This window comes from Bradyrhizobium sp. 154, from assembly GCF_023073875.1.
In the GTDB taxonomy this organism is placed as follows: Bacteria; Pseudomonadota; Alphaproteobacteria; order Rhizobiales; family Xanthobacteraceae; genus Bradyrhizobium.
Genome location: NZ_JADPKG010000026.1, coordinates 20230 through 42891, shown reverse-complemented (window position 1 = coordinate 42891; position 22662 = coordinate 20230). Strand labels below are relative to the sequence as shown.

Here is a 22662-nt window from a genome sequence, read left to right as displayed (position 1 = left end):
TGTGCGGATTCGCGCGCGCGTATCTGGTTGGTGGGTCGCGTTCGAATGCTGGGGGGCGAGATCGATCCACTGGCAGTGCAACTGTCCAGCGGCTGCGCCAACGCACGCTAGAGTCGACGCGCTCAATGCCGGGGACTGTGTTACCAGGCCGCACAGGGATTACTCATGATAGGCCCCTATTCGAAATGAGCACAGATGCACGGGCCTGGATCGTAATCAGTCGCCGCTTACGGCTGCTGCACGGGTGAGCCGCGCAACGCGCCGCACTCTATCCCAAACTTCTATAATCGGATGGGCTTCGAGAAACTTCTCGGCTCGGTGCCTTGCTTCGTCATCGCCCGCACATTCCAGTTCGTAAATGGCCAGCGCCACTCCGGACAAATCTACTGCGTACGCTACGTAGCGCATTGGAACGGTCTCTCGAACCCGGCGGAATGCCCGCGAGTAAAACGGCGCAATTCTGACTCGGGATCGGGAGAATAGTTCCTGGCTGGCGGCTCAGCTGGTTCTTCTCCGTGGCTAAGCCCTGATCTATTCGAACCAGCCTCTGTCTCGCGGTGTGGCAGGGTTCGCCAGAGCCTCCCCTTGCCTAGATTGCACCAACGGTCTCGCTCGGAATCACTCCTCGAGAACGCGATCGTTTCCTCTGGGTCCCGGAACGGTCTGACGCTCTGGGGCCAGAGCAACAGCGGAAGATGGCCTCATAGCCGCGCGCCATATTAGAAGATCTGGGGCGGCATTCCTGGCCCGCGATTGATACCGACGTATCAATTAATAGAACGCGACAGCAACACGTTTCTCTTTGCGCCAGACAACAGCGCAGCGGCGCAAGTCACCGTCGGGAATAACAGTCAGCGCGAATTCGTCGGGAATTTTTTCATCTGCGGCAAGATCGAGGGCTGCGCCGAAGGCAGATATGCTGCGAATAGTGCAATCGGTTTTCGAACGGCCGAAGCTGATCAAGCCGACTCTTGCAACTTCTTTCGAACGAGGGCTGTTGTCATCCATAGTGTCCTCCAATTTCCGAGGAGCGCAAATTACGCATGGCAATGAATCGGCGGTGATGGTGCATGCCTTCCAGTGTCACCGAAGAGTTGGTTCACAGTTGTGCCAGTCAGTCCAACAACGCCCCGTCGGCAGCGGCAGGGCTTGCTTGCCTCAAAGAAAATCCCGCAGCCGAGCGATTTCGGATATCTCTTCTGCGGTCAGTACGGCCGTAATAAGTTGCGTTTGCGGAGCAGTATGTATCTCATAGAGATGACGCTGGCTGGCGGGCTTCGCTAGGAGACCCCGGATGCATGCGTCCAAAGTGCCCTCGATTACGAGATATGGACTAAGCGATGCCGCTGCGCGTTGATTTCCAATTGAAGGCCATTTTTTTAGTGCTGCCGCGGCAGTGAAATCGATTTGCGCGCGCTGCTTCGAGCCGACCGGCGCCCCTGACGCCCCTCTCCGGCAATCCGCCGATTCCGTTCTTTTCGCAGCTCTAATCATTGCGCGGGCCAGGGTCCGGACCGGGATGTTTGCGCTTTAAACTTTCCGGCTTCGTCAATAACAATTTTAGAAACACCACCGCCGGTGCTGCGGGACTTCCCCCGAACTGAGCAGCAATCTCTGCGCTCGGCACTTTCACGGCCGAGGTTTCAAGTTTGCCTATGTCGTTTTCAGTCGGAGGCCGGATGTTACGTTGAGGCATTGTCCTCTCCTCCAATGCAAACGGTCCTCAGGCTTTTCCTAAAAGGAAGACTGCCGGAGCTGAAATGGCGCTGGAACATTAAATGTCGTAATTAAATCTGAGATAATATATGATGTTTTAATTGGATAATAAAGATAATAATCGATGGATTAACGCAGGCTCGAATGCCCGACGCCACCCCTTTGTATTATCTTGCATTTTTGGTGCCGCGCCGGGTGAAGAGAGGCGCTAGTTCCCTTCGCAGCGGAGAACGGTATTTAATTTGACAATTTAAATAGGCTCGCACCATAGCGTCTCGGGCTGGCAGCGGGACAAGTTCTACCCAGCCGCCTATGGCGATGGTTGCAGGAGGAGGTCTCGGTAACCCTCTCTTGGGAATCGCGCGGAATCGCGCGACAGGATGACCGCCTATCTTCTCCGCGCCCGCTTGTCCCTTGATAGGCTAGCGCACTTTTTTCGTCGCGCTATGCGAGCCTCTTACCGCGTGGCAATCAATCCGCTCGCAGTCGCAACTATCCAACGGTTACCCCAACGCACGATAGAGTCGATCCGCCCGATGCCGGGGATCACGTCGCCCCGTGCAGCCATTCGAATCCCATCGGGCCCTTCGAGCACTGCCGTTCCGCCGCGAACGTCAAGGACTGCCCAACCTCCAATAGTGTTGGTCTTGTCTCGGGGACCGACAGGAGCTGCCCCGTAGACCCGAGCGAGCCGGTCACAGACACGTCCGCCTCGACAGCCGAAGAAGCTTGGTTCGAAGCTTCCGCCGATTGCGCCCCACTCGACGCTTTGGGCAGGGGCTTCGGAGCAAGGCCCGCGCTTATTGTGGAGGGCTGACCTACACCAGGCGGTGTTCGCGAGGCTGATGCTGATGCTATCTTTCGGGCGCTTTCGATCCTACCGCCTGACTTCGTGTCCGGCATGCGGCGCGAAACCGTTTCTACCTGAGCAATTGGGTGGAGAACCGAGATAGTTGCAGGACCGTACCAAGCCCCAGCCCATCCCAACCCGAAGCCCCCAGCCAATGCGGCCACGACGAGCCAAATGGTGCGATTTGGATGGCCGCTTGGCGCCAATAGCGCCAGGATCTCATCTCGATTCGAGGTCGAGAAATCTGATTGGTCGAGAGTGACGGGCCAGGTCGCGAGCTCGCAACTGCCTTGATCCACGACCGTCTCGAACCTCTCCAAGGTATTCGCATGATGCAGTGGCATGCTCGGGTCCCTTGTGGCCCCCAATGATCATGCTGGGAACTAAACCAACCCTTAACAGCCGATGCATCTCGGCACGAATAAGACAGTGGTGCATCGCGCAGAAGACCAAAGGAGTGATCTACCGGATGCCCCCGCAGCGCTCAATTGACTGCCGACTTTTGAACCGAAGCCTGGTCGATTAGGAACTCATCCAACTTCCCGCCGCCTCGAAGCTGCGGCCGCAGCCACCGAGGCAGCCTGCCGCGACCGGACCATGTCTCCGCCGGGTTCTTCGGATTGCGATATTTGGGACGAACGGGCGGGTATGGACGGCGCTTACGATCGAGCCGTGTGGCCTCGCCGGCCAGTCCCATCCTGTGGAGCCGTTCCTCCAACTTCGCTTTTTGCACCAACATTTTTTGAGTGAGGCTGGCGGTGACCTGTTCGTGAAGTATCCAGAGCTCGTCAAGGGAGAGCGAATTTAAATGCGCGGTGTCCATGGCTCGATCCAAATTCTTGGGAGAAGGCCCAGGCAGACAAGTCGGGAATGAAGGAGCAGACAAGCCACCAGCTAAATATTAGCCGTACAATCCACATTTAAATGCGGAGGTAGCAGGGAGAAAGGCACCACGGCGGTAATATCGTGGCGAAGCTTTTAATGGTGCGAGGGGTAACTCTCGCTAGCGGCTCGCAGACCGATATCGTGACATCCACAAACTTAACGCCCTGACCGGTTGGGCTTTCGCTGCTGATGACGCTGGGGGCTTCTCAATCTTAAGCTCGAGCCGCACGGTTCGGCACGCCGCGAGATTACGCGGCTGAGCCATCGATGAGTTCTAGAGCGCTGGTATAGCCGAATTGCCACACGTACAAAGGTTCCGCGTACGTGCACTCACTTTTGGCACTGCCTCACACCCACGTCGGATTACGATTGCGGTCCCGTTGGGGGACTGGCCATGCGGTACAAAGTCTTCGTGGTGGAGAGCGGCAGGCGAGTCATTTGCGCCGCAAAGCTCGACTGCATTGACGAACAAGCTGCGAGACGTCGAGCCGAGCAAATGTGCGGCGAGCACGACGTTGAGCTTTGGGAAGCCGATCGGCTCGTTGCTGTATTTCGAAGTGCCACGTCGGCCGACACGAAGGGCGGCCGCTCTCCTGAATAGATGGCCGGTCTAGCCTCCGCGGAGTTAGTGCATGCTCTCATCGATCGAGGCGCGATTCGCTCTTCTCATACTCGCGGGCCAAAAATCGGTTTCCCTCTCTTATCGGAACGGCGCCGCGGTCGCTGGTGCGCCTCAAGATGGTCGACGGCGTTTTCGTGCCTGGCACGTCGTGTAGCAGAAGTCGCGGAGCGTTGCACATTTACAACCCGCACCGCGGTTCGAGGTTGTAAGCTGGTCGATTAGAATGACCGAAACGTATTTTGTGTTTACTTCGATTGGATTAGCGGGGGCGAAAAGTGTTTGATGTCTATCGCAATGGGAGGCGTGACTTGCTCGTTCTAAGCACAGGCTCCGCGATACCCGGGCCTTACTCTGCAAATAAGTGGCGCAAGAGCAGAAAACGAATTGTCCTAGGCCAATGTTGCCGAACTTCGATAGCGTTCGTGACGCAACTTGCATACTGCAACACCGACTGCTCGCAACCTCATAACTGTTTGTAAACTGCTTCGGCGTAAATTCTCGGACACGACAATCTACAGATAGCCGGCGTGGTGGTCGTCATTATGGCAAGACTAGTCCAAGTTGGCCTGCCCCGTTGTATTTCGCGTACAGCTCTATTTTTCATAGTCTCGTGTTTTTCATGTTCGGCAAAGCGACGCCGATCCGTAATTGAGAATTGCGACCATGTCTTCAGTGCTAAAATTCCGGCAGCCATACAAGGCGAAATCTGAGACAAGTCCCCAGAGACTGCCCGGCATTGTGGCGAATGTCGCCGCTCTGTTGTCGCAGGTTCAAGCTCTCGACATTCAAACAGCAGATGACATCCGTCGGGCTGTTTTCATTCTTGAGCTCGCAAATAGCTGCATCCGATTGATCGTGGGGCAGACACAACTGAATGAAGCGACGAGAACGACTCTACTGGCTCAGTCGACGAAGATCGATTTGCTTATTGCAGAGACGCTCAGGGAGGCGGCGCATTTATTTGGAGAAACTGATTTGAAATTGGGGATTGCAGATGATGGAGAACAACCGAAAAACGCACCGTGTTCGCTTTGAACACAAGCATACGGTCAGCATCATGGGTGTCGATGGGACGTGGCGACGAAGCTGCACTCTTGTCGATGCCTCTGCAACCTGCCAAGCTTGAGGTCGACGGCTCAACAGACCCCCTGAAAGCACAGGAATTCTTCTTGGTTCTGTCCTCCACGGGTCTGGCATTTCGGCGTCGCCGACGTCCGACCCGTTGTCGTGACGATACGCCCAGCCCCTATCAATCGTAAAGCTTCGTGCGTCCCAAGCCGGTCACTTCGCATGCATGGTCAATCGTGCAGGTGAGCCGCTGGGCGAATGGCATCGTGCTCGGTTCTGCTGCTTTCGGAGCGGATAGACTGACTTGTGACTGTTGTCCGCCAGTTTCCTCTCGTCGATTGTATCTCACGTGGCCCTCCATTCGCACAAAGCTCGACTGGGCAAGAGTTGATGGTGCGACGAGCAACGTCAATGCGAACATCCGAGGGCGCTCGCGTACGACAGCGCATGTCAGCGGCGCTTTGAATGTTTCCGGACACCAAAGGGTGACGAGGAAATTCTTCGCGAATGCGCCAGCCACAGTGAGGCATCGCGCCAAGGCTAGTCTGCTAGTGTCGGCAGCAAATTCCCCAAGCGTTCGCCGCTGTTCACCGGCGTCTTATTCAACCATTATTCAACGAACGCGGCTGATGGCTACCTAAGTGCCTGAGTTTGCTGGCGCGCCGTCCAGAACAAAACCGCGAACTCATACACAATTGAAATTGCTTGTGATTTTTCTTGTCGTCAATCATTCGACGCCGGTCGGCCCGCTGTCGTAGGGGATTTCAGCCCGCCTCACGACGGCGAGCGCCTTTTGCTCCGGGATCGTAGTATTGTCGTCGGAAGCCGTCGAAGCTTCGAGACCGAGGATTTCGCGCAGCACTCGATCGCGGCGCTCAAAGAGATGCACTCCAGATCAAGCTGATGATCGCGGCAGCGGTCGGACGGCACGACAAACGGAGGACATTATGGCGTGGCGTGACGACAGGGCACGGGCAACTCTCATCCGCGAGGCAACGGGCAGCGTGCAGCCGGGCCGGAGCCCCCGGGCCTTTGCCGAGCTTCTGTTCGGCTACACCAATGTCGAGGATCTCGCCAATCACGATGCCTCGTCGCTGGCCTTCCTGGCGGAACAGGCCTGGGAGCACGTGCAGCAGCGCACGGCCGGCAGCGCCGATATCCGCGTCGTCAATCCGATGATGCCGGACGGGCGCGAGATTTCCGTGCTCGAAATTCTCAACGACAACATGCCCTTCCTGTTCGATTCCACGATGGCGGAGCTCGCCGAGCAGGGCATCGAAGTCACCCTCGTCGCTCACCCGATCATCGCGGTGGAGCGCGATGACCAAGGCAAGCTCCTGCGCTTTTACGGCGAATCACTGCCGGCGGGAGCAAAGGGCGCGCGCGAGAGCCTGATTCATCTCCACATCACTCGCCTGGACGCCGATGCGGATCGTCAGAAGCTGATCGACGGCCTCGCCGGCACGTTGAACGACGTCAGCGCCTGCGTCACCGACTGGCGCGCCATGCGCGAGCGCGTTGAGGCGGCAATCAAGACGTTCTCCTCCAATCCGCCGCCGCTGCCGATCGACGAGGTCGCCGAGGCCAATCAGTTCCTGCAATGGCTGTGCGCGGACAATTTCACCTTTCTCGGGGTGCGCGAATATCGCTTCTCGCCGGACAGCGATGCGTCCGACGACATCACGACCGGCGAAGGCCTCGGCATCCTCCGCGATCCCGATGTGAAGGTGCTGCGCCGCGGCAGCGAAATGGTGGTGATGACCTCGGAAATCCGCGAGTTCATGCGCGAGCCGACGCTGCTGATCGTCATCAAGGCCAATGTCTCCAGCCGCGTCCATCGCCGCATCCGGATGGATTATGTGGGCATCAAGCTCTATACGCCCGACGGCCGGCTCGAGGGCGAACTGCGTGTCGTCGGCCTGTTCACCTCGGGCGCCTACACCCGCTCGGCACGACAGATTCCTTATGTCCGCCACAAAGTTTCACAGGTGCTCCAGCGCGCCGGCTTCGACCCGAACAGCCATTCGGGCAAGGCGCTGGCACACATTCTCGAAGACTATCCGCGCGACGAACTGTTCCAGGTCGACATCGACACCCTCTACAATTTCGTCATGGAGATCCTGATCCTCTATGAGCGCCCCCGCGTCCGCGCGCTGGCACGCATCGACAAGTTTGATCGCTTCGTCTCCATCCTCGTCTTCATTCCGCGCGACAAATACGATACCGACGTGCGCACGCGCGTCGCCAACTTCCTCGCGCAGGTTTACAAGGGAACGCTAGCGGCATCCTACGTGTCCTTCCCCGAAGGATCGCTTGCGCGCGTCCACTACATCGTCGGGCGGTATGAAGGCAAAACGCCCGTCATCGAACGCGCCACGCTCGAAGCCGGGATCAGCGCCATCGCCGCGACCTGGGCCGACAAGCTGAAGGCAGCGCTCACCGCCTCGACCGACGGCATGCGGGCGCGCATGCTCACCAACCGATATGCCCGGGCCTTTAGCGGCGGCTATACCGAGGTGTTCGGCGCGAAGCAGGCGATCACCGATATCACGACAATCGAAAAGCTCACGCCAGCCCGCCCGGTGATGATCTCGGTTCACCGTCTGGAAGGCGAGGACGATCCCAGGCGCTTCGGCCTCAAGGTGTTTTCGGACGCCGCACCGCTGTCGCTGTCTTACCGCGTGCCGGTAATCGAAAATCATGGTCTGCGCGTGGTCAACGAACGCACCTATCAGATCGTGCCGGGTACCAGGCCGGAGCCGGTCTGGCTGCACGACATGACGATCGAGACCAGCGACGGCGAGCCGATCGAGATCAACCCGGACTTCAGCCACCGCCTGGAAGCCTCGATCATGGCGGTGGTCCGCGATCGCGCCGAATCCGATGGATACAACGGATTGATCCTGCGCACGGTCCTTGGCTGGCGGGAAGTCTCGACCATCCGGGCGCTGTCGCGCTATCTGCACCAGATCCGCGCGCCGTTCACCCAGGATTATATGTGGGCGACCTTGCGCAAGAACGCCGCGATCACGGCCACCCTCGTCGCGCTGTTCCAGGCCCGCCTCGATCCACGCCTCGCCGCCACGGATGCCGAGCGTTCGGCACGAGAGACGGCCCTCCTTGCCGAGATCGAGGAGCAGCTCAAATCCGTCGCCTCGCTCGATGAAGACCGCATCCTGCGCCGCTTCACCAATCTGGTCCAGGCAACCATTCGCACCAATCTGTGGCAAGTCGGCGAGGATGGACATCCGCGTTCGGTGATCTCCTTCAAGTTCGACGCGCGCAGGATCGATGACCTGCCGGCACCACGACCGCTCTACGAGATCTTCGTCTATTCACCTCGTGTCGAAGGTATTCACCTCCGCTTCGGCAAGGTTGCGCGCGGTGGCTTGCGCTGGTCCGACCGGCCGCAGGATTTCCGCACCGAGATTCTCGGCCTGGTGAAAGCGCAGCAGGTCAAGAACGCCGTGATCGTGCCGGTCGGCGCCAAAGGCGGCTTCGTGCCCAAGCGCCTGCCGTCGCCTTCCAATCGCGACGCCTGGCTCGCGGAGGGCACCGAAGCCTATCGCATCTTCGTTCGCTCGCTGCTCGAACTCACCGACAATCTCGACGGCGACATCGTCGTGCCGCCCGAATCCACCGTGCGCCACGACGGCGACGACCCCTACCTCGTCGTCGCCGCAGACAAGGGCACCGCCACCTTCTCCGACGTCGCCAACGCGATCTCGGCCGAGAAGAACCATTGGCTCGGCGATGCCTTCGCATCCGGCGGCAGCCAGGGCTACGATCACAAGAAGATGGGGATCACGGCGCGCGGCGCCTGGGAGGCGGTCAAGCGCCACTTCCGCGAGTTCGGCACCGACATTCAAACCACGCCATTCACCGCGGTCGGCGTGGGCGACATGTCCGGCGACGTTTTCGGCAATGGCATGCTGCTCTCGCCGGCGACAAAGCTTGTGGTGGCTTTCGATCATCGCGACATCTTCATCGATCCCTCGCCTGATCCCGCGATCAGCTTCGCTGAGCGCAAGCGCTTGTTCGATGCGCCGCGATCGAGCTGGCAGGACTACAACAAGTCGCTGATCTCGCAGGGCGGCGGCGTGTTCTCGCGCCTGCTCAAGGCCATCCCGCTCGCCCCGGAAGTGCGCACCCTGCTCGATCTCGACAAGCCACAAGCCACGCCTTTCGAACTGATGACGGCAATCCTGAAAGCGCGCGTGGACTTGCTGTGGTTTGGTGGCATTGGCACCTATATTCGCGCGTCGGCGGAGAGCGACGATCAGGTCGGGGACCGCGCCAACGATCCGATCCGCATCGCGGGTGGCGACGTGCGCGCCCGGGTGATCGGCGAAGGAGCCAATCTCGGCGTCACCCAGCGCGGCCGCATCGAAGCGGCGCAGAAGGGCGTCAAGCTCAACACCGACGCCATCGACAATTCGGCCGGCGTGAACACGTCCGACGTCGAGGTCAATATCAAGATCGCGCTGGCGCGTCCCGAGCGCGAGGGACGCCTCAGCCTCGCTGACCGCAACAGCCTGCTTGCCGCGATGACCGACGAGGTCGGCGCGCTGGTGCTGCGCAACAACTATCTGCAGACGCTGGCGCTCTCGCTGGCCGAGCGCAAGGGCGTGGCCGAGACCGGCTTCCTCGCCCGCCTGATGCAGTCGCTCGAGCAGCGCGGCTTGCTCAGCCGCGCGGTGGAGTTCTTGCCCGACGACGCAGCGCTCACCGAGCGCACACGGCGCGGCCAGTTCCTGACGCGGCCCGAGCTGGCCGTGTTGCTCGCCTACGCCAAGCTGACCCTCTACGATGACCTGCTCGTCACCAGCGTGCCCGATGATCCCTATCTTGCCCGCGAGTTGTCTCAGTATTTTCCGCGCGAGCTTCAGGACAAGTTCCCGACAGCGGCCGAACTGCATCGGCTGCGGCGGGAGATCATCGCGACCAGCCTCGCCAATGCGGTGATCAACCGCGGCGGCCCGGCCAGTGTCGTACGCCTGATCGACGAGACGGACGCCGATATCCCGACCATCGTCATGGCCCATGTGGCGGTCGATGAATGCTACGGTCTTAAGGGGCTCAATGACGCGATCGGTGCACTCGACGCCTGCATCGACGGTCAGGTGCAGCTGTCGCTCTACGCTTCCGTGCAGGACCTCCTGCTCTCCCGCATGGTCTGGTATGTGCGCAATGTCGATTTCAGGGGCGGGCTGGAGGCCGTGGTCGCGCGCTTCGGCCCGGCTATCCGCCAGATTGTCGCCGCGCTCGACACTACCCTGCCGCCGGACTTACTGGCCGCACGCGCCAAGCGTCGGCAGGACCTGACGGACGCTGGCGTCCCGGCCGGCCTTGCCGGCGAGCTCGCCGATCTCGACGCTCTGGTCTCGGCACCCGATATCGTGACGGTCGCCGAGCGCACCACCCGCCCCATTGGCGACGCCGCCGCGACGTTCTTTGCCGCCGAGGCGAATTTCCGTCTCGACCGCATCATTGCCGCCGCGCGCCACGTGCCGGCAAACGACTATTTCGAACGTCTAGCCATCGATCGCGCCGTTGAGCAGATCGCTGGCGCCGAAAGAAGACTGGCCGCGGATATGCTGGCGACCGGCCAGTCCGGCCAGCAGGCCGTCGAGACCTGGCTCGCGGCTCACCCCGAAGCGACGCGCATCCGCCGCTCGGTCGAGGAGATTGCTGCCAGCGGCCTGACGCTCGCCAAGCTGACGGTAGCGGCGAACCTGCTGGGGGACTTGGTCAAAGCCTGAGGACGTTGCGAGGCAGCGATGTAACACGTGCAATGCCAGCGCCACTTGTCGCCGGCGAAGGGAGGAATCCAATGATCCACGCCACTTGCCATACCGCCGACAATGTCCGCTGCATCGAGTTCGATGCCACACCCTGGTTCAACGAGGCTGACGCTCCGAGCATTATCGACTTGGCCCAACGAGGATGGGCCAGTACCGCGATTGCAGATTCCCTCGAGGGCCGACGCGGATACGAACGGCTGCACGACCTCGTTGAGTATGCGGCGAAGCGACTGCAATCAGAATCCCTGGAGGACCCGACCTGGGAAACCTTCGAGTGCGTCGTCGACGGACCGGAGGCCGTGGCCTGGCTCGAGGAAAACCGACCCGACGTGATGACAAGGATCCGGTGAGCGACGAAAAGCGCTGCAACGGCGACGCTTGATTGGCGGCATTGCGATTGCAACGACTGCAAATCAATTCAGGCGTAAAGCTTCACTCATCCAATTTCTTGTTCAGTTCAGGATCGAGCTTGGTCCGGTCGACAGACTGATAGAACGTGATAGGTCTGCATTTTCCGTCGAAATCCGCGAGGACGACGGCGGTCCACGGACTCGTGGTCTCGCCCGAACCGTCGCGGGGGTCCGGCATGACCTTGCGAGCAGCGACCACATACCAAGCGCGACCAGCCGTTGCCGCCTTCGCAGCCGCAGCGAACTCATCCAATATTCCGCGCAGATTTTTGCGCATTTCTTCTTCAGTGTCCCCGCGGAGGTATTTTCGAGACGACTTTCCTGCCTCCCCGTACTCATGATGAATGTTCAACTGCAGTCGGGCATCGTCCACTTCGATCTTCGTCACCCGCGTCACCGCTCCGCCTTCGCGAAGATAATCTCGCACCCGGACATCGCAGGCCAAAAATCTGTCCGTGGGCGGCTGAGCAAGGGTAGCTGCAGGCGAGACTGCGGCAAGTTTCTTTTTTCGAGGAGCGGCATCCGCAGGCATCGTGGCGATGGCCGCGCTGAGGAGCGCCACGGCCAGCACGACTGGAAGAGGGGCATTCATGAGTGCGGTGCCAATTCGGTCTTTCTAAAACGCACGGGCCTCGGCATTGGTTCCGCGACCGCGGCCAGGTCGGAGCAATCATGAAGGCCTGGAGAAGCGGGTGGCGGCAGCTCAGGAACTTTTTCCTCAACACAGTCTTGTTTGTTATTGTTCGACGACCTTACGGAGGCGGCTTTTTCGACCGTCGGCCGGTCATGGACTCGATACTCATCAAGATCTTCGCCACGGCGCTTGCCTTCAGCCAGGTCACTACCCGGCCGGATGGAGTCAAGACGGAGTTCGATGCGGTGCGCGACCGCTTCGAGGTGGCGCAGCTTTTGAGTGCCGGCTGCGCCCACATGCGCAAGGCTTTCGACATCGAGGACATCAACCTGGACGATCTGATTGCCACTGCCATGGATGACAAGGAGGCGTTGAACAGCGAGATCAAGGCGCTCAAAGGACTGAATCTGGCCAACCTCCAGGTGGCCTATAGGCAGTTCTGCAAGGTCGAAAACGTGGAAGAATCTCCGGTCGATCTTGGTCAGGTCATCGCCTTCTACAACAGCGCGGTCAAAGATCTGCCCGACGCGGCGCAGCTTAAGCACCTCAGGCTTCCTGGCACCAGCACAGTCCTAGACAACAAGAGCGAGCGCTTTGCCGAGATTTACGTGCCGAACAACCGCCGCATCTGGGTCAAGCTTGCGGATGTCCCGGAAGCGGTGCGCAACGCATTTGTCGCCGCCGAGGACAAGCGCTTCTTCCAACACACCGGCATTGACGAGCGCGGACTGGTCCGCGCCTTCATCGGCAACTTCACGCACCCGGGCCGGCCGCAGGGCGGCTCGACCATTACGCAGCAGGTCGCCAAGAACTTGCTGGTAGGCAACGACATCACTTACGAAAGAAAACTGCGCGAAATGATCGTTGCCTCGCGAATGGAGCGCGCCCTGACCAAGGCGGAAATCCTCGAGCTCTACCTCAACTCGATTTATCTCGGTCGCGGAGCCTGGGGCATCGAGATGGCGGCGCGCAGCTATTTCGGCAAACCGGCCAAGGCGCTCTCCGCTGTCGAGGGCGCCCTCCTCGCAGGGCTCGCCAAGGGACCGAACTACTTCAACCCCGACCACCATCCCGAGCGCGCGCGCGAGCGCCTTGCCTACGTGCTTGGCCGCATGCGGGACGACGCCATGATCGACGCCGCCGCGGCGAAGGCAGAATTGCCGCAGCTGGTCGAGTACCGGCCGACGCGACGGGACTTCGGCTTTCACTTCGTCGATCACATCGCCCGCGAGGCAAAGTTGGCCGCGGGCCTTGATACTCTCACCAACTCCTCCTACACGGTGCGCTCGACCGTCAACTCGGCCTTGCAGCGCGTAGTCGAAGCGACATTGCAGGAGGGCCTCGCGCGGTACGAGCTGAACACCGGCCGTTACAAATTTGAGGGACCCGAGGCGAACATTTCCGATGACGTCCGTCGTATTGCGGCAGACCTGAAGACCACGGAACCGGCTTGGCTCGCGGCGTTGAAGGCGACGCGGCTATCTCTCTACGACGTTCACTGGCAATCGGCGGTCGTCCTGGAGAATGCGCGTGGCAAGCGTGGCCATGCGATCAACGTCGGCCTGACCGACGGAAGAATCCTGCCGCTGAACACCTGGGGCGCCGCGATTCAGCGCGGCCTCAAGCCGTACGATGTAGTCTACGTGCAACCGCGCGAAGCCAAGGGCAAGGAAGCGGCGCGTGCCGACCTGCGTATTCGACCGACGGTGCAGGGAGCGGCGCTCGTACTCGGTAACGAAACCGGCCGCATTCTCGCGATGGCGGGCGGCTTTTCGTATCCGGCAAGCCAGCTCAACCGCGTCGTCCAGAGCTTGCGCCAACCCGGCTCCACCTTGAAGCCGCTGACCTATCTCGCCGCCCTTCGCAAGGGATTGCAACCCAACACGCTGGTGATGGACGAACCCATTACCCTGACTCCGATCGGCGCGACGGTCCACGCGCGCCGGGGCGATTTCTGGTCGCCGAAGAACTATGACGGCGGCGCTTTGGGCGCCATTACACTGCGACGTGCGCTGGAAACCTCCCGCAATCTCGCCACCGTGCAACTGCTCGCGTCCGGGCTCGACGACAGTGCCGAGCGAGGCCTCGACCGAGTCTGCGAGCTCGCGATGGAAGCGCAGCTCTACAAGGACTGCATGCGCTACTACCCGTTCGTGCTCGGTGCCCAAACCGTGCGGCTCATCGACCTTGCCGCGTTCTATGCAGCGATCGCCAACGAGGGCGCCCGGCCCCGGCCCCATGCGATCGAAACGATCGAACAGGACGGCCGACCAATCTACCAGCACGATCCGCGTGCGCTGGACTGGATCGGCTCGGCCGACCGCGCATCGTTTTACCAGTTGAAATCAATGCTGCAGGGCGTGCTCGCGCGCGGAACCGCGCGCGTGGTGAAGCATCTTTCGCCCTTTGTCGGCGGCAAGACTGGCACCACTGATAATGCGGTCGACGCCTGGTTCGTCGGTTTCACAAATGACGTTACCATCGCCATTTGGGTCGGCTACGACAACAGCGATGGCGGACGCCGCTCCCTTGGCCCCGGCCAGACCGGATCAGAAGTGGCCCTGCCGATGTTCGAGCCGATCGTGCAGGCAGCCTGGGAGCTGCACGCCCCCAAGACGGCATTGAACGGCCCTTCGCGCGAAGCAATGCATCAGCTCGCTACTCTGTCGATCGATCCCTATACCGGCGATCCTTCACCGGCCGGCTCGGGCCGCGCTTTCACCGAGTATCTCAAGAGGGATCCGTCGGGCAGAATCGATGATACGCAATTTCGGATCGTCTCGCGTGCAGAAAGCTACGCCTATCGTGGCGGTCGTGACGAAGACAGGCCATTCCAGCAGTGGTCCTATGAGAACCGCCATTACGGCGATAACCGGTCGCCCTTTCCATTCCCGACCTGGCGTCTTGGTCCGCGCGAATATCCCTCCTGGCGCGGACCTTCCTATGACGAGGACCGCCTCCCGCGACCGCCGCTCCGAGTCGATCCCGATTATTTCTGGCGGCGGCTGAATTGAGCATTGACCCATGAGACTCCACCGTGCCGCTGTCCTCATCGCTGCCTGCGTGGCCGCTTGCACAGGTGCGGCCGCGCAGGAATTCCAGCTGGAGGACGTGCCCGCACCCGCCAGCGTCCCGATCGATCAGATCAAACCGCGCACCGTCATCTTCGCCGACCAACGCAACGACAAGCTCGCCGATCCCTCGACCGAGCTCATTCCTTTCGACGATTGGGCCCGCTCACGTCCGGTTCAGCGGCGCTTCCTCTCGCTCTTCCCGAGCTTCGTTGAGCCCACGCTCAACCAGCAAACGAAGCTGAAGCTCTCGGTCTACCAGGCGGAGGCGCGGTTTCGACTTTCAAGACCGGCAGCGGCATTGGATCTGTCGCGGTATGCAAATGTCGCGTTCCTTGAGCAGATCGATCCGGCCGTCAAGCACTGGCCCATCACGGCGGGCGATGATGCTCCCAACAAAGACGCGGGCGCCGCGCATAACCGTCCGCCGGATCGCCGCTGGTGCGAGGACGCGAACGCGATCTGCGTGCGGTCCCGCTACATGTTCGAAGGGAAAATTCCGGCGGGCATTCAGCTTGCCAACAAGCTGCGCGAGGAGAGCAAAAAACCGATTCCGGATTTCATCGAGTTCCAGAGTGAGATCATGCTGGTCACGCAGCCGCGCCTTGCCGAGCTGCCGAGCCTGACAGGGCTCGACTCCACAGTCACCAGCGCGCTCGAGCAGAACATCTTTTGGGTGAACCAGGTCATCCAGTTCGGCAAGCTGCTTGCGGTTCTGCAACAGCATCCGACCGAGCGGGAAGCCGCCATCGCAACGGTCTACATCCTGATTGCGGTCAGGAACGACGTGCTGAACAAGCAAAGGGAATACAGCAATACACCCGTTCTGCGAAACCTCGTTCCCGCGCAACTGCTCATGGGCAAGAGCTCCTTCAACAGCGGCGATTCGCTGAGCGCCGGCCTGCCGAAATACGCCAGAAGCCGCATCAAGGCGATCGCCAACATGATGGAGCGGGAATAGATCGTGTGCGGCAACGACAAATCGCGTTTGCAGTCGACAGGCGTCTGAGAAACCCCGAAGAACTGGCAAACAGGTCTCCGAGCCAGGGCAAGACTCCTGCCGCCACCGCTTGCAAGATCAGTCGCTCAAGAGGCTGGCACTCCCGATCGGGACTCCCATCCCAAAATATCGCGGAATATCGTGCATTTGGCGCTCCCTAGGGGAATCGAACCCCTGTTTCAGCCTTGAGAGGGCTGAACCGCAGAAGCGAGTTCGCGGCCGACATTGTCGCCCGAGTCCCCGAGCGACCCGGAGGCGCGTCCGGCCTCGATCTACCAAGGATTAGATTGTTGGCCCGGGCTTTTGTCAGATTGCGTGGCCAGTTCCACTTGATGGGTGGGGCCCACGACAACGATCGAGGAGTCAGGTTCAAGCGAATGAGCGAGCAGCAACGACGCCTCAAGAGATTGCCAATCAAGGATTCACCACGAAGCCATCAAGGATTCGGTTACTAAGGCGAAAGCTGAGGCGCTACCGATGCGCTACGGACCGGGATTCGATGCGACGCGACCCTTTTAACGCATTGATATCGTGCAGACTTCTGGTAGCGGGGGTCCGCTACATCGCTAAACCCACTATTTCGGAGGTCCTGTTTTCTTACCGGCGAGCAGCCTAACTCGGGCCGTCGGGACTTGGTAGTCCGCCAAAAGGCCGCCGATTCTTTACCTCCCCGCGCCCCATAGTCTTCCTGACGTGGCTCATTGTGCCGGGTGTCATCTACGCGTGGCGCCGGGGCCACAGGCAGCTTGCTTGTAAGGCCAGCCTTTTGATGTTTGCTGCACTCACAATTGATGCACTCGGCGTTCGTCGCGGTCTAAAGGTTGAGTACTTCGTATTCACTGATCCCTTGATCATCATCGCCGGAATGCTGCTGATGGCCCGGATCGACTTTGTGCGCTCCCATCGGGCAACGTTCCCAGTAGGCGCGACGCTGATTGCCTTGCACATCGTTGTAAGCAAGGCCGAGCCTATAAAAATGCTCATTAAACGCAGCGGGCCGGAAAGCATTTGTGAGTGGCACCAGGAATACTTGCCAACCTCCGCCTGCCCTGGTGTGCTTCCCTATCGAGTTCGAGGCCCACCAGCACGTAAAGACTGATCGTATTCGTCTCAACTCGGACCGGTGCCGGAAACGGACCGTGCACCTCTCCAGGCCAGTCTTGCCTTTCAAAGTCAAGCGGGGCCGGTTCCATGCAGACAACAGCACCTCCCGCCGATGCCGCTTTGCGTGGATTGAAAGCCGCGCAATACGTCCGCATGTCAACGGATGCCCAGAAATACTCGATCGAGAACCAAATGGCGGCGATAGCCGCGCACGCCGCGCGGCGGCACATCAAAATTGTCCGCACTTATGCCGATGCCGGCCGCAGTGGGCTTCGCATCCAGGGACGCGCCGGGCTCCAGGATCTTATTCGGGACGTCCAGCTTGGCCGCGCCGACTACGATTGCGTGCTGGTGTATGACATCACACGATGGGGACGGTTTCAGGACGTGGATGAAAGCGCCTATTATGAGTTTATTTGCAAACGCGCGGGCGTCCGTGTCCACTACTGCGCCGATGAGTTCGAGAACGACGGGAGCTTGGCCTCCATTGTTCTCAAGAACATCAAGCGGGTCGCGGCTGCCGACTACAGCAAGCAGCTGTCAAAGAAAGTCTTCCTCGGACAGTGTCAGGTCGTAAGCCTCGGCTACTGGCGCGGCGGTCCGGCCGGCTATGGGTTGCGCCGCATGCTGCTTGACGAGCATGGTAAGCCTAAAGGGGTCCTGGAGTACGGGGAACACAAGAGCCTAAAAGCTCAGCGCACCGTGCTAGTGCCCGGTCCCGCGCCGGAGCAGAAGGTCGTGCGCCGCATCTTCAAGGCGTTCGTCGACCGGAAAAAGAGCCGAACACAGATCGCGATCGACTTGAATGCGAACAGCATTCCCAACGCACGCGGCAAGCCGTGGACCTCGCTGACCATCAGCAACACCCTCAAGAACGAGGCCTATGCCGGGCATCTGGTTTATAACCGTCGCTCTCAGAAGCTCGGCGAAAAGCAGGTGGCCAACCCGCCTGAGATGTGGGTTCGCCGGGACAATGCCTTCAAGCCTCTCATTGCGCCACGTCTCTTCGCTAAGGCGCAGCGTCGACTTGCGCAGGTCGAGCATGGACGCGTCCTGTCCAACGCACAGATGCTCGAGCGCCTACGCACCCTGTTCCGCCGGAAGGGCCGCTTGTCGCTGAAATTGATGATGACCACAAAGAGTATCCCCCACAATAAGACCTACGCTCAACGTTTCGGATCGCTGGCGGAGGCATTCAGGCTGGTCGGCTTCGAACCCAATCCCCGCTATTGCTTTCGCGAGACCGCGGCAAAGGTGGACCGACTGATCGCCTCCATCGCCCGCGACATCATCGGCGAGGTGGAAAAACGCCGGCGCAGCATCACTTTTCTTCAAGAGCTCCGCCTGCTGACTATAAGCAGCAATGTGACTGTATCGGTCACCTTGGCGCGGGCGGTATCTGACGGAGAACAATATTCCGGACCTACTCCTCGATGGGAGGTACTAAGGCTCAAGTACAAGAAATCTGATCTCGTCCTGATCGTTAGACTTGATGCCGCCAATGAGCGGATCCAGGATTTCTTCCTGCTCCCCACAGCTAATCTGCCCAAGACAAGAGACGGACGCGTGCGAATTTCGACGCGGGTCTTTGGTCAAGGTAGGTGCCCCACATTTGCGACTGTCATCAGCGCCCTGCATCAGCGGCTGGATGGACCTCAGTGCGGCTTTGAGTTGCATGAACGCAAGGTCAGCCGCCGGTCAGCCATTCAAAACCGTGCTTCCACAACAACGCTAAGCCAGCAGAAGAGACCACGGACGCGAACGCGGCCCAAAACGCGGAGCGACTGCGCGCAGCACTGATCGACCGCAAGTACAGGAATGCCCCTAGTAGTGTGCCATAGTTCCTCCTGAAGTCTCCATTGAGCTTTGCAATCTTTGACAGCTCGGAAGTTGTCTCGATTTCATCGGCCATATGCGCTGACCCTCGTTACTGAACCAGCGCCTTATGAACCACTGTTTTGCCCGACGGATCAACCGAAAAATTTCGGTATTTCAAAAATATTTCTCAGGCCGGCTCTTTGGTCGTTGACCAACCTTTTGGCGTCATGCCAGGGGACGCCGCTAGGCCTAGCGGCTTGCCTCCCAGCCCGTTCGCCGGAATCTATGTCGCATGGGCACCAAGTCGCGCGAAGTCAACTGGGGCGGCCGGATCATGGGCGCGAAGATCCATGCGCAGGGTGCCCGCAAGCGTGCCCAGGAGGCCGAACGTGAGGCAGATCGTGCGGAGGGAGCAGCCTGGTCTGTGCGCATGGAGGGCTACGGCGGACCTGCCCAGCCCTCCCCAACGGTCGGTCAGTGCCTCAACGGCGGCCTTGGTTGGCTGGAGGTCGAGTGCGTCCGCTGCAAGGACGCGCGCGAGCCTGCCTCTCGACGCCATCCGCCGGCCTAAAGATACGCCGCTCTGGAAGCTGGAAGCCTCGCTGAAGTGCCGATCGTGCCGCACACCGCGATACGCGCCGCCCGCGCGCATGATCAAGTTGATCGAGGCGCGGCAAATCACGCCTTACAAGTGGGTGCATCCAACTGAAGAACGTTAGGTCGAGTTGCAAATCGGGTTAGGTGGAACCATCTGCAATCTATATTCGATCACCACCAACCAAGCCGCCATCAGCGCGCTGTTTCGCGTGATCAATCAACACGGCGGTAATTTAGCGCCGATGCTAGGCGTATTCCCGGACTACAAGGCACCCATCGTCCGGACCGGGCGCGTCGTCGATGTGAAGCAAGTCGGGCGCGGGCATCGCGTGCCACAGCGCTGCAGTGACCGACCGGTCCTTGCGCCAAAGGCGATGCCCGACATCAGCATTGGTCCGCGAGGATCCTCAACTCAGGAGCCACGAGAGGGCGCCACATGATGATGAAACCAGCCTCGTCGGTGGCGAGGAAAACCCCTGCGCGCGATCTCCTCCGGTTCGCGAGGCGCTTGACGGGAATCTGCGGCAGGATGTTTTTGTCCAACACTTCGCCTGCACCATCTCGGCGTCTGCGGAGTCCGAAGTTGCTTCACCAAATGTCTGCGGACACACACGATCCTTTCAATGCCTAAGATCCTGCTACTCGCTATTTAACCTGCTCTTCCCCCTTCTTGCTCACGTGCCAAATGTGGATGTGATAATGGGGCTTATCGAGTCCAGGATGACCGGAATTGAAGTAGGCGGTTACGTGGTCCCCCTTTCCGGCGAGGCCTTCAAGATCGAATCGTTTTCGATTCTCAAGGTCCTCGATAGGGAGCATGTAGATCGTGCTGCTCAATCTGCCGTTGCGGTCGAAAGCACGGTATGGTCCGTTCGGGAGCGTGTTGGGCTGAACGTAAAGCGCGCCGATACCGGGGAAGAAGGGCGGAAAATCTACGAGCGAGCTCACCTGCTTATATCCTATGCGCTCGCTCTTCCGTCTGTCGCTGATGTGCACCGCCACTCGTTTAGGCTTGCGCCTGTGCATGTAGCTCGTGCTGCTCAATCTGCCCCTAAGGTCGAAAGCACGGTCGCTTATGTGCACCGCCAATCGATTCGGCGGACTGGGCGTGAGCGTCTCGGTTTTGCGTGCTGTCTGCGCGTTCGCCGCCAGAGGCACGGCGAGGATGGCCAGGGCCAGAAAGCCTATGGCACATACACACTTCATCATTGTTATGCCCCTACCATTGCTGCTCGAAGGCCACCCTGTAACGGATATGAGATCGGTCAGCGGCCTCTCCGCTCCCGCCACCAGCGCAGGAAACCCTGAAACAAGCGTTCGCGCTCGGTGGCGGAAGGAACAATGCCCGACTGATCCAAATACCGCTCAAACTCCGCCCGCGAGTCGGCATCGGGTGTTGCCAAGTGGTGCTGCTTCAGCCAGCGTTCCGCGGGAGCGAAGCGGCTCCACCCGGGCCACACCGCCGCAAGATTGATCTGTTTCCATTTCGGGTGCCGCGCTGGACCCTCAAACTCCGAAATGCGCGAGAAGAACGCGTAAACGAACGTCTCCAAGCGTTGGTATCGCTCGCTTGTCCGAGGCGAGTTGGAAGCAATGAGGACCGAACCAACCGCAAGCGTCTCGATGCGCCCGTCAGAAGCGATCAGGTTCGGATAATCCTGGTGGGTGAAAGTCCCCGGCAGATAATCCCCTTCCAAGGATGAAGTGTATGGCACCGGAACGAGATGGAAGCCGTCCTCGCGCCCGTATCGTTCGAGCCAACGGGCGGGTTTGCCCGTGATGAACAAGGTGGCCGCAATGTCGCCGCTCCGCATGCCTTCCGCAGCTGCATTCTGATCAACATTAATTTCTGTCACTTTCACGCCCAGTCGACTGAGGATGTCCCGCGCCAAGACTTCCGTACCGCCATCCTCCTCCCCAAGGTTGACGCGTGTTCCAGCGAGGTCAGCAACAGTGCGGATCTCTGGGCGCGCAAGGATGTGGAGTTCTTCGTGGAAGAGGGGGGCGATGTAGACCAAGCTCTTCGAGATATCACCCAACTCCTTGCTGGCGCGCAGGCGCTCGAGCAGAATTGTGGGCGTAATGCCCATGTCGGCGCCCGGTAGGGTTAGCACGTCACGAACGTTCTGAATGCCGCCCTTGCCGACCATCGGCAGAATCCGCAGTGCGACCTCCCCTCTCGGACCAGTCTCCTGTCCGGTCGCGAGAACCGTCGAGATCTCATGAGCGATTGCAAAGTCGGTCGCGTTTGGGCGACCCGTCACGATCCCAACCGTATTTGAGTTAGGGGAGCGCTTGGCTTGTGCCAGGCGAGGCATGGCCTGCATTGGATAGGGCTGTATCTGTGGTTCAGCTTCAGGCTCACTCGTTCGCGCGATCGATGGCATAGCCTGATGAAACACGCAGGCCAATAGCAAGAAAACAACGATCGCCATTCGCACAGGCAGAAGCTTGCGATGCGATCTACAAGCTTTCTGGCGGTCCTCGACAATGGCAATGAAGATGCCTCTTGATCCTATTTTCATCGTAGGGTCTCCGCCTAGCCCTGTCGCGTCGCATGTGCCTTTAGGTCGGCCAAGCTGCCTTAGACCAATCGAGCCTGCACGTCGCGCCTCCCCGATATTTCATGACGCTTATCGTTGCCTCGATCTGCGCTCGCGCCTGTGTGATTCCACCCTCGATCAGGCAAGGTCAAAATTTGGACGCCCATACGTGGTCCGACACTCTAACGTGGGCTCATCAGCCGAATAATACCTCTTTCGAGGTATTTGCCCGACCTTCCGTGTCATGGCCGGCACGTACCTTGTGTGATGCGCCTCGTTCCCCACGCTCAAGCTCTTTCTCAAGCGCGGAAGTCATATTGGATTGAGCCGACGACGATCTGGGGTTTGAGGAATAGCTGACTCGCTGATTCCCATCGGGATCTTCGCCTCCGGCGCCATGTGTGGACGGCTCCGGGTTGGCAAGGAGAATCTTCACTTTGCGGCGTTGGTCGGTGCGGCCATGTGTTCGGCCTGTTTGCGCGGTTCACGTGACCGCTGGCCATAATGCCCTCCGCGGATCAGGTCCCGATCAAAAGCACG

Annotated in this window: 14 protein-coding genes, 1 tRNA gene and 2 pseudogenes; 10 read left to right on the top strand and 7 right to left on the bottom strand. The window is 59.9% G+C overall.

Features of this window, described 5'->3' with window-relative positions; all coding sequences use genetic code 11:
- Positions 1 to 771: 771 nt before the first annotated feature.
- From IVA92_RS04650 to IVA92_RS04640, 3 genes are all read right to left on the bottom strand, one after another.
- Positions 772 to 1008, bottom strand: a complete 237-nt coding sequence (locus IVA92_RS04650; protein ID WP_247278639.1) for a PilZ domain-containing protein — start codon at positions 1006 to 1008, stop codon at positions 772 to 774.
- 478 nt (positions 1009 to 1486) lie between these two features.
- Positions 1487 to 1696, bottom strand: a complete 210-nt coding sequence (locus IVA92_RS04645; protein WP_247278638.1) for a hypothetical protein — start codon at positions 1694 to 1696, stop codon at positions 1487 to 1489.
- A gap of 1354 nt (positions 1697 to 3050) precedes the next feature.
- Positions 3051 to 3389 carry an H-NS histone family protein gene (locus tag IVA92_RS04640; RefSeq protein ID WP_247278637.1) on the bottom strand — a complete coding sequence of 113 codons (339 nt, stop codon included), beginning with the start codon at positions 3387 to 3389 and terminating at the stop codon, positions 3051 to 3053.
- 959 nt (positions 3390 to 4348) lie between these two features.
- On the opposite strand from IVA92_RS04640, the gene IVA92_RS35930 reads away from it, so the two are divergent.
- The 4 genes from IVA92_RS35930 to IVA92_RS04620 all read left to right on the top strand — a co-directional run bounded on the left by IVA92_RS35930 (position 4349) and on the right by IVA92_RS04620 (position 11295).
- The gene (locus IVA92_RS35930; RefSeq protein ID WP_247278636.1) at positions 4349 to 4552 is read left to right on the top strand and encodes a hypothetical protein; all 204 of its coding nucleotides are present in this window, start codon (positions 4349 to 4351) and stop codon (positions 4550 to 4552) included.
- A gap of 184 nt (positions 4553 to 4736) precedes the next feature.
- Entirely contained in the window at positions 4737 to 5108 is a 372-nt protein-coding gene (locus tag IVA92_RS04630; protein ID WP_247278635.1) for a hypothetical protein, read from the top strand.
- A gap of 980 nt (positions 5109 to 6088) precedes the next feature.
- Positions 6089 to 10903 (top strand): NAD-glutamate dehydrogenase, encoded by a 4815-nt coding sequence (locus IVA92_RS04625; protein ID WP_247278634.1) that lies wholly within the window; start codon positions 6089 to 6091, stop codon positions 10901 to 10903.
- A 71-nt stretch (positions 10904 to 10974) separates the two neighbouring features.
- A complete protein-coding gene (locus IVA92_RS04620) occupies positions 10975 to 11295 on the top strand; it encodes a hypothetical protein (protein WP_247278633.1) in 321 nt (106 codons plus the stop codon).
- An 82-nt stretch (positions 11296 to 11377) separates the two neighbouring features.
- Here IVA92_RS04620 and IVA92_RS04615 read toward each other — a convergent pair whose 3' ends face one another.
- Positions 11378 to 11947, bottom strand: coding sequence for a hypothetical protein (locus IVA92_RS04615; protein ID WP_247278632.1), 570 nt, complete (start codon positions 11945 to 11947; stop codon positions 11378 to 11380).
- Positions 11948 to 11949: 2 nt separating this feature from the next.
- Between IVA92_RS04615 and IVA92_RS04610 the strand changes: the two genes are divergently transcribed.
- Together IVA92_RS04610 and IVA92_RS04605 are read left to right on the top strand one after the other, a co-directional pair.
- On the top strand, positions 11950 to 15003 hold the full coding sequence (locus IVA92_RS04610) for a transglycosylase domain-containing protein (protein WP_346658113.1): 3054 nt from the start codon (positions 11950 to 11952) through the stop codon (positions 15001 to 15003).
- A gap of 10 nt (positions 15004 to 15013) precedes the next feature.
- Complete coding sequence (locus IVA92_RS04605) at positions 15014 to 16021, top strand: hypothetical protein (protein WP_247278631.1); 1008 nt, start codon at positions 15014 to 15016, stop codon at positions 16019 to 16021.
- A gap of 187 nt (positions 16022 to 16208) precedes the next feature.
- Here the strand turns inward: IVA92_RS04605 and IVA92_RS04600 are convergent.
- Positions 16209 to 16299: transfer RNA gene (locus tag IVA92_RS04600), tRNA-OTHER, on the bottom strand.
- Positions 16300 to 16829: 530 nt separating this feature from the next.
- On the opposite strand from IVA92_RS04600, the gene IVA92_RS04595 reads away from it, so the two are divergent.
- The 4 genes and pseudogenes from IVA92_RS04595 to IVA92_RS35925 form a co-directional block, all read left to right on the top strand.
- Positions 16830 to 17159, top strand: coding sequence for a hypothetical protein (locus IVA92_RS04595; protein WP_346015455.1), 330 nt, complete (start codon positions 16830 to 16832; stop codon positions 17157 to 17159).
- Positions 17160 to 17251: 92 nt separating this feature from the next.
- Positions 17252 to 18964, top strand: coding sequence for a recombinase family protein (locus tag IVA92_RS04590; RefSeq protein ID WP_247278630.1), 1713 nt, complete (start codon positions 17252 to 17254; stop codon positions 18962 to 18964).
- A 310-nt stretch (positions 18965 to 19274) separates the two neighbouring features.
- Positions 19275 to 19701: pseudogene (locus tag IVA92_RS04585) on the top strand (hypothetical protein).
- 30 nt (positions 19702 to 19731) lie between these two features.
- A pseudogene (locus IVA92_RS35925) lies at positions 19732 to 19869 on the top strand (SOS response-associated peptidase); the annotation flags it as partial.
- Between the two features lie 355 nt (positions 19870 to 20224).
- On the opposite strand, the gene IVA92_RS04575 reads toward IVA92_RS35925, so the two are convergent.
- Positions 20225 to 20788, bottom strand: a complete 564-nt coding sequence (locus IVA92_RS04575) for a hypothetical protein (RefSeq protein WP_247278629.1) — start codon at positions 20786 to 20788, stop codon at positions 20225 to 20227.
- 56 nt (positions 20789 to 20844) lie between these two features.
- Positions 20845 to 22104, bottom strand: a complete 1260-nt coding sequence (locus IVA92_RS04570; protein ID WP_247278628.1) for a TAXI family TRAP transporter solute-binding subunit — start codon at positions 22102 to 22104, stop codon at positions 20845 to 20847.
- Positions 22105 to 22662 lie beyond the last annotated feature (558 nt).

Coding starts and splice junctions, on each gene's coding strand:
- IVA92_RS04615 (WP_247278632.1), bottom strand. CDS start 11,947: ATGAATGCCCCTCTTCCAGTCGTGCTGGCCGTGGCGCTCCTCAGCGCG.
- IVA92_RS04630 (WP_247278635.1), top strand. CDS start 4,737: ATGTCTTCAGTGCTAAAATTCCGGCAGCCATACAAGGCGAAATCTGAG.
- IVA92_RS04605 (WP_247278631.1), top strand. CDS start 15,014: ATGAGACTCCACCGTGCCGCTGTCCTCATCGCTGCCTGCGTGGCCGCT.
- IVA92_RS04645 (WP_247278638.1), bottom strand. CDS start 1,696: ATGCCTCAACGTAACATCCGGCCTCCGACTGAAAACGACATAGGCAAA.
- IVA92_RS04625 (WP_247278634.1), top strand. CDS start 6,089: ATGGCGTGGCGTGACGACAGGGCACGGGCAACTCTCATCCGCGAGGCA.
- IVA92_RS04595 (WP_346015455.1), top strand. CDS start 16,830: ATGTTTGCTGCACTCACAATTGATGCACTCGGCGTTCGTCGCGGTCTA.
- IVA92_RS04640 (WP_247278637.1), bottom strand. CDS start 3,389: ATGGACACCGCGCATTTAAATTCGCTCTCCCTTGACGAGCTCTGGATA.
- IVA92_RS04575 (WP_247278629.1), bottom strand. CDS start 20,788: ATGATGAAGTGTGTATGTGCCATAGGCTTTCTGGCCCTGGCCATCCTC.
- IVA92_RS04650 (WP_247278639.1), bottom strand. CDS start 1,008: ATGGATGACAACAGCCCTCGTTCGAAAGAAGTTGCAAGAGTCGGCTTG.
- IVA92_RS04570 (WP_247278628.1), bottom strand. CDS start 22,104: ATGAAAATAGGATCAAGAGGCATCTTCATTGCCATTGTCGAGGACCGC.
- IVA92_RS04590 (WP_247278630.1), top strand. CDS start 17,252: ATGCAGACAACAGCACCTCCCGCCGATGCCGCTTTGCGTGGATTGAAA.
- IVA92_RS04620 (WP_247278633.1), top strand. CDS start 10,975: ATGATCCACGCCACTTGCCATACCGCCGACAATGTCCGCTGCATCGAG.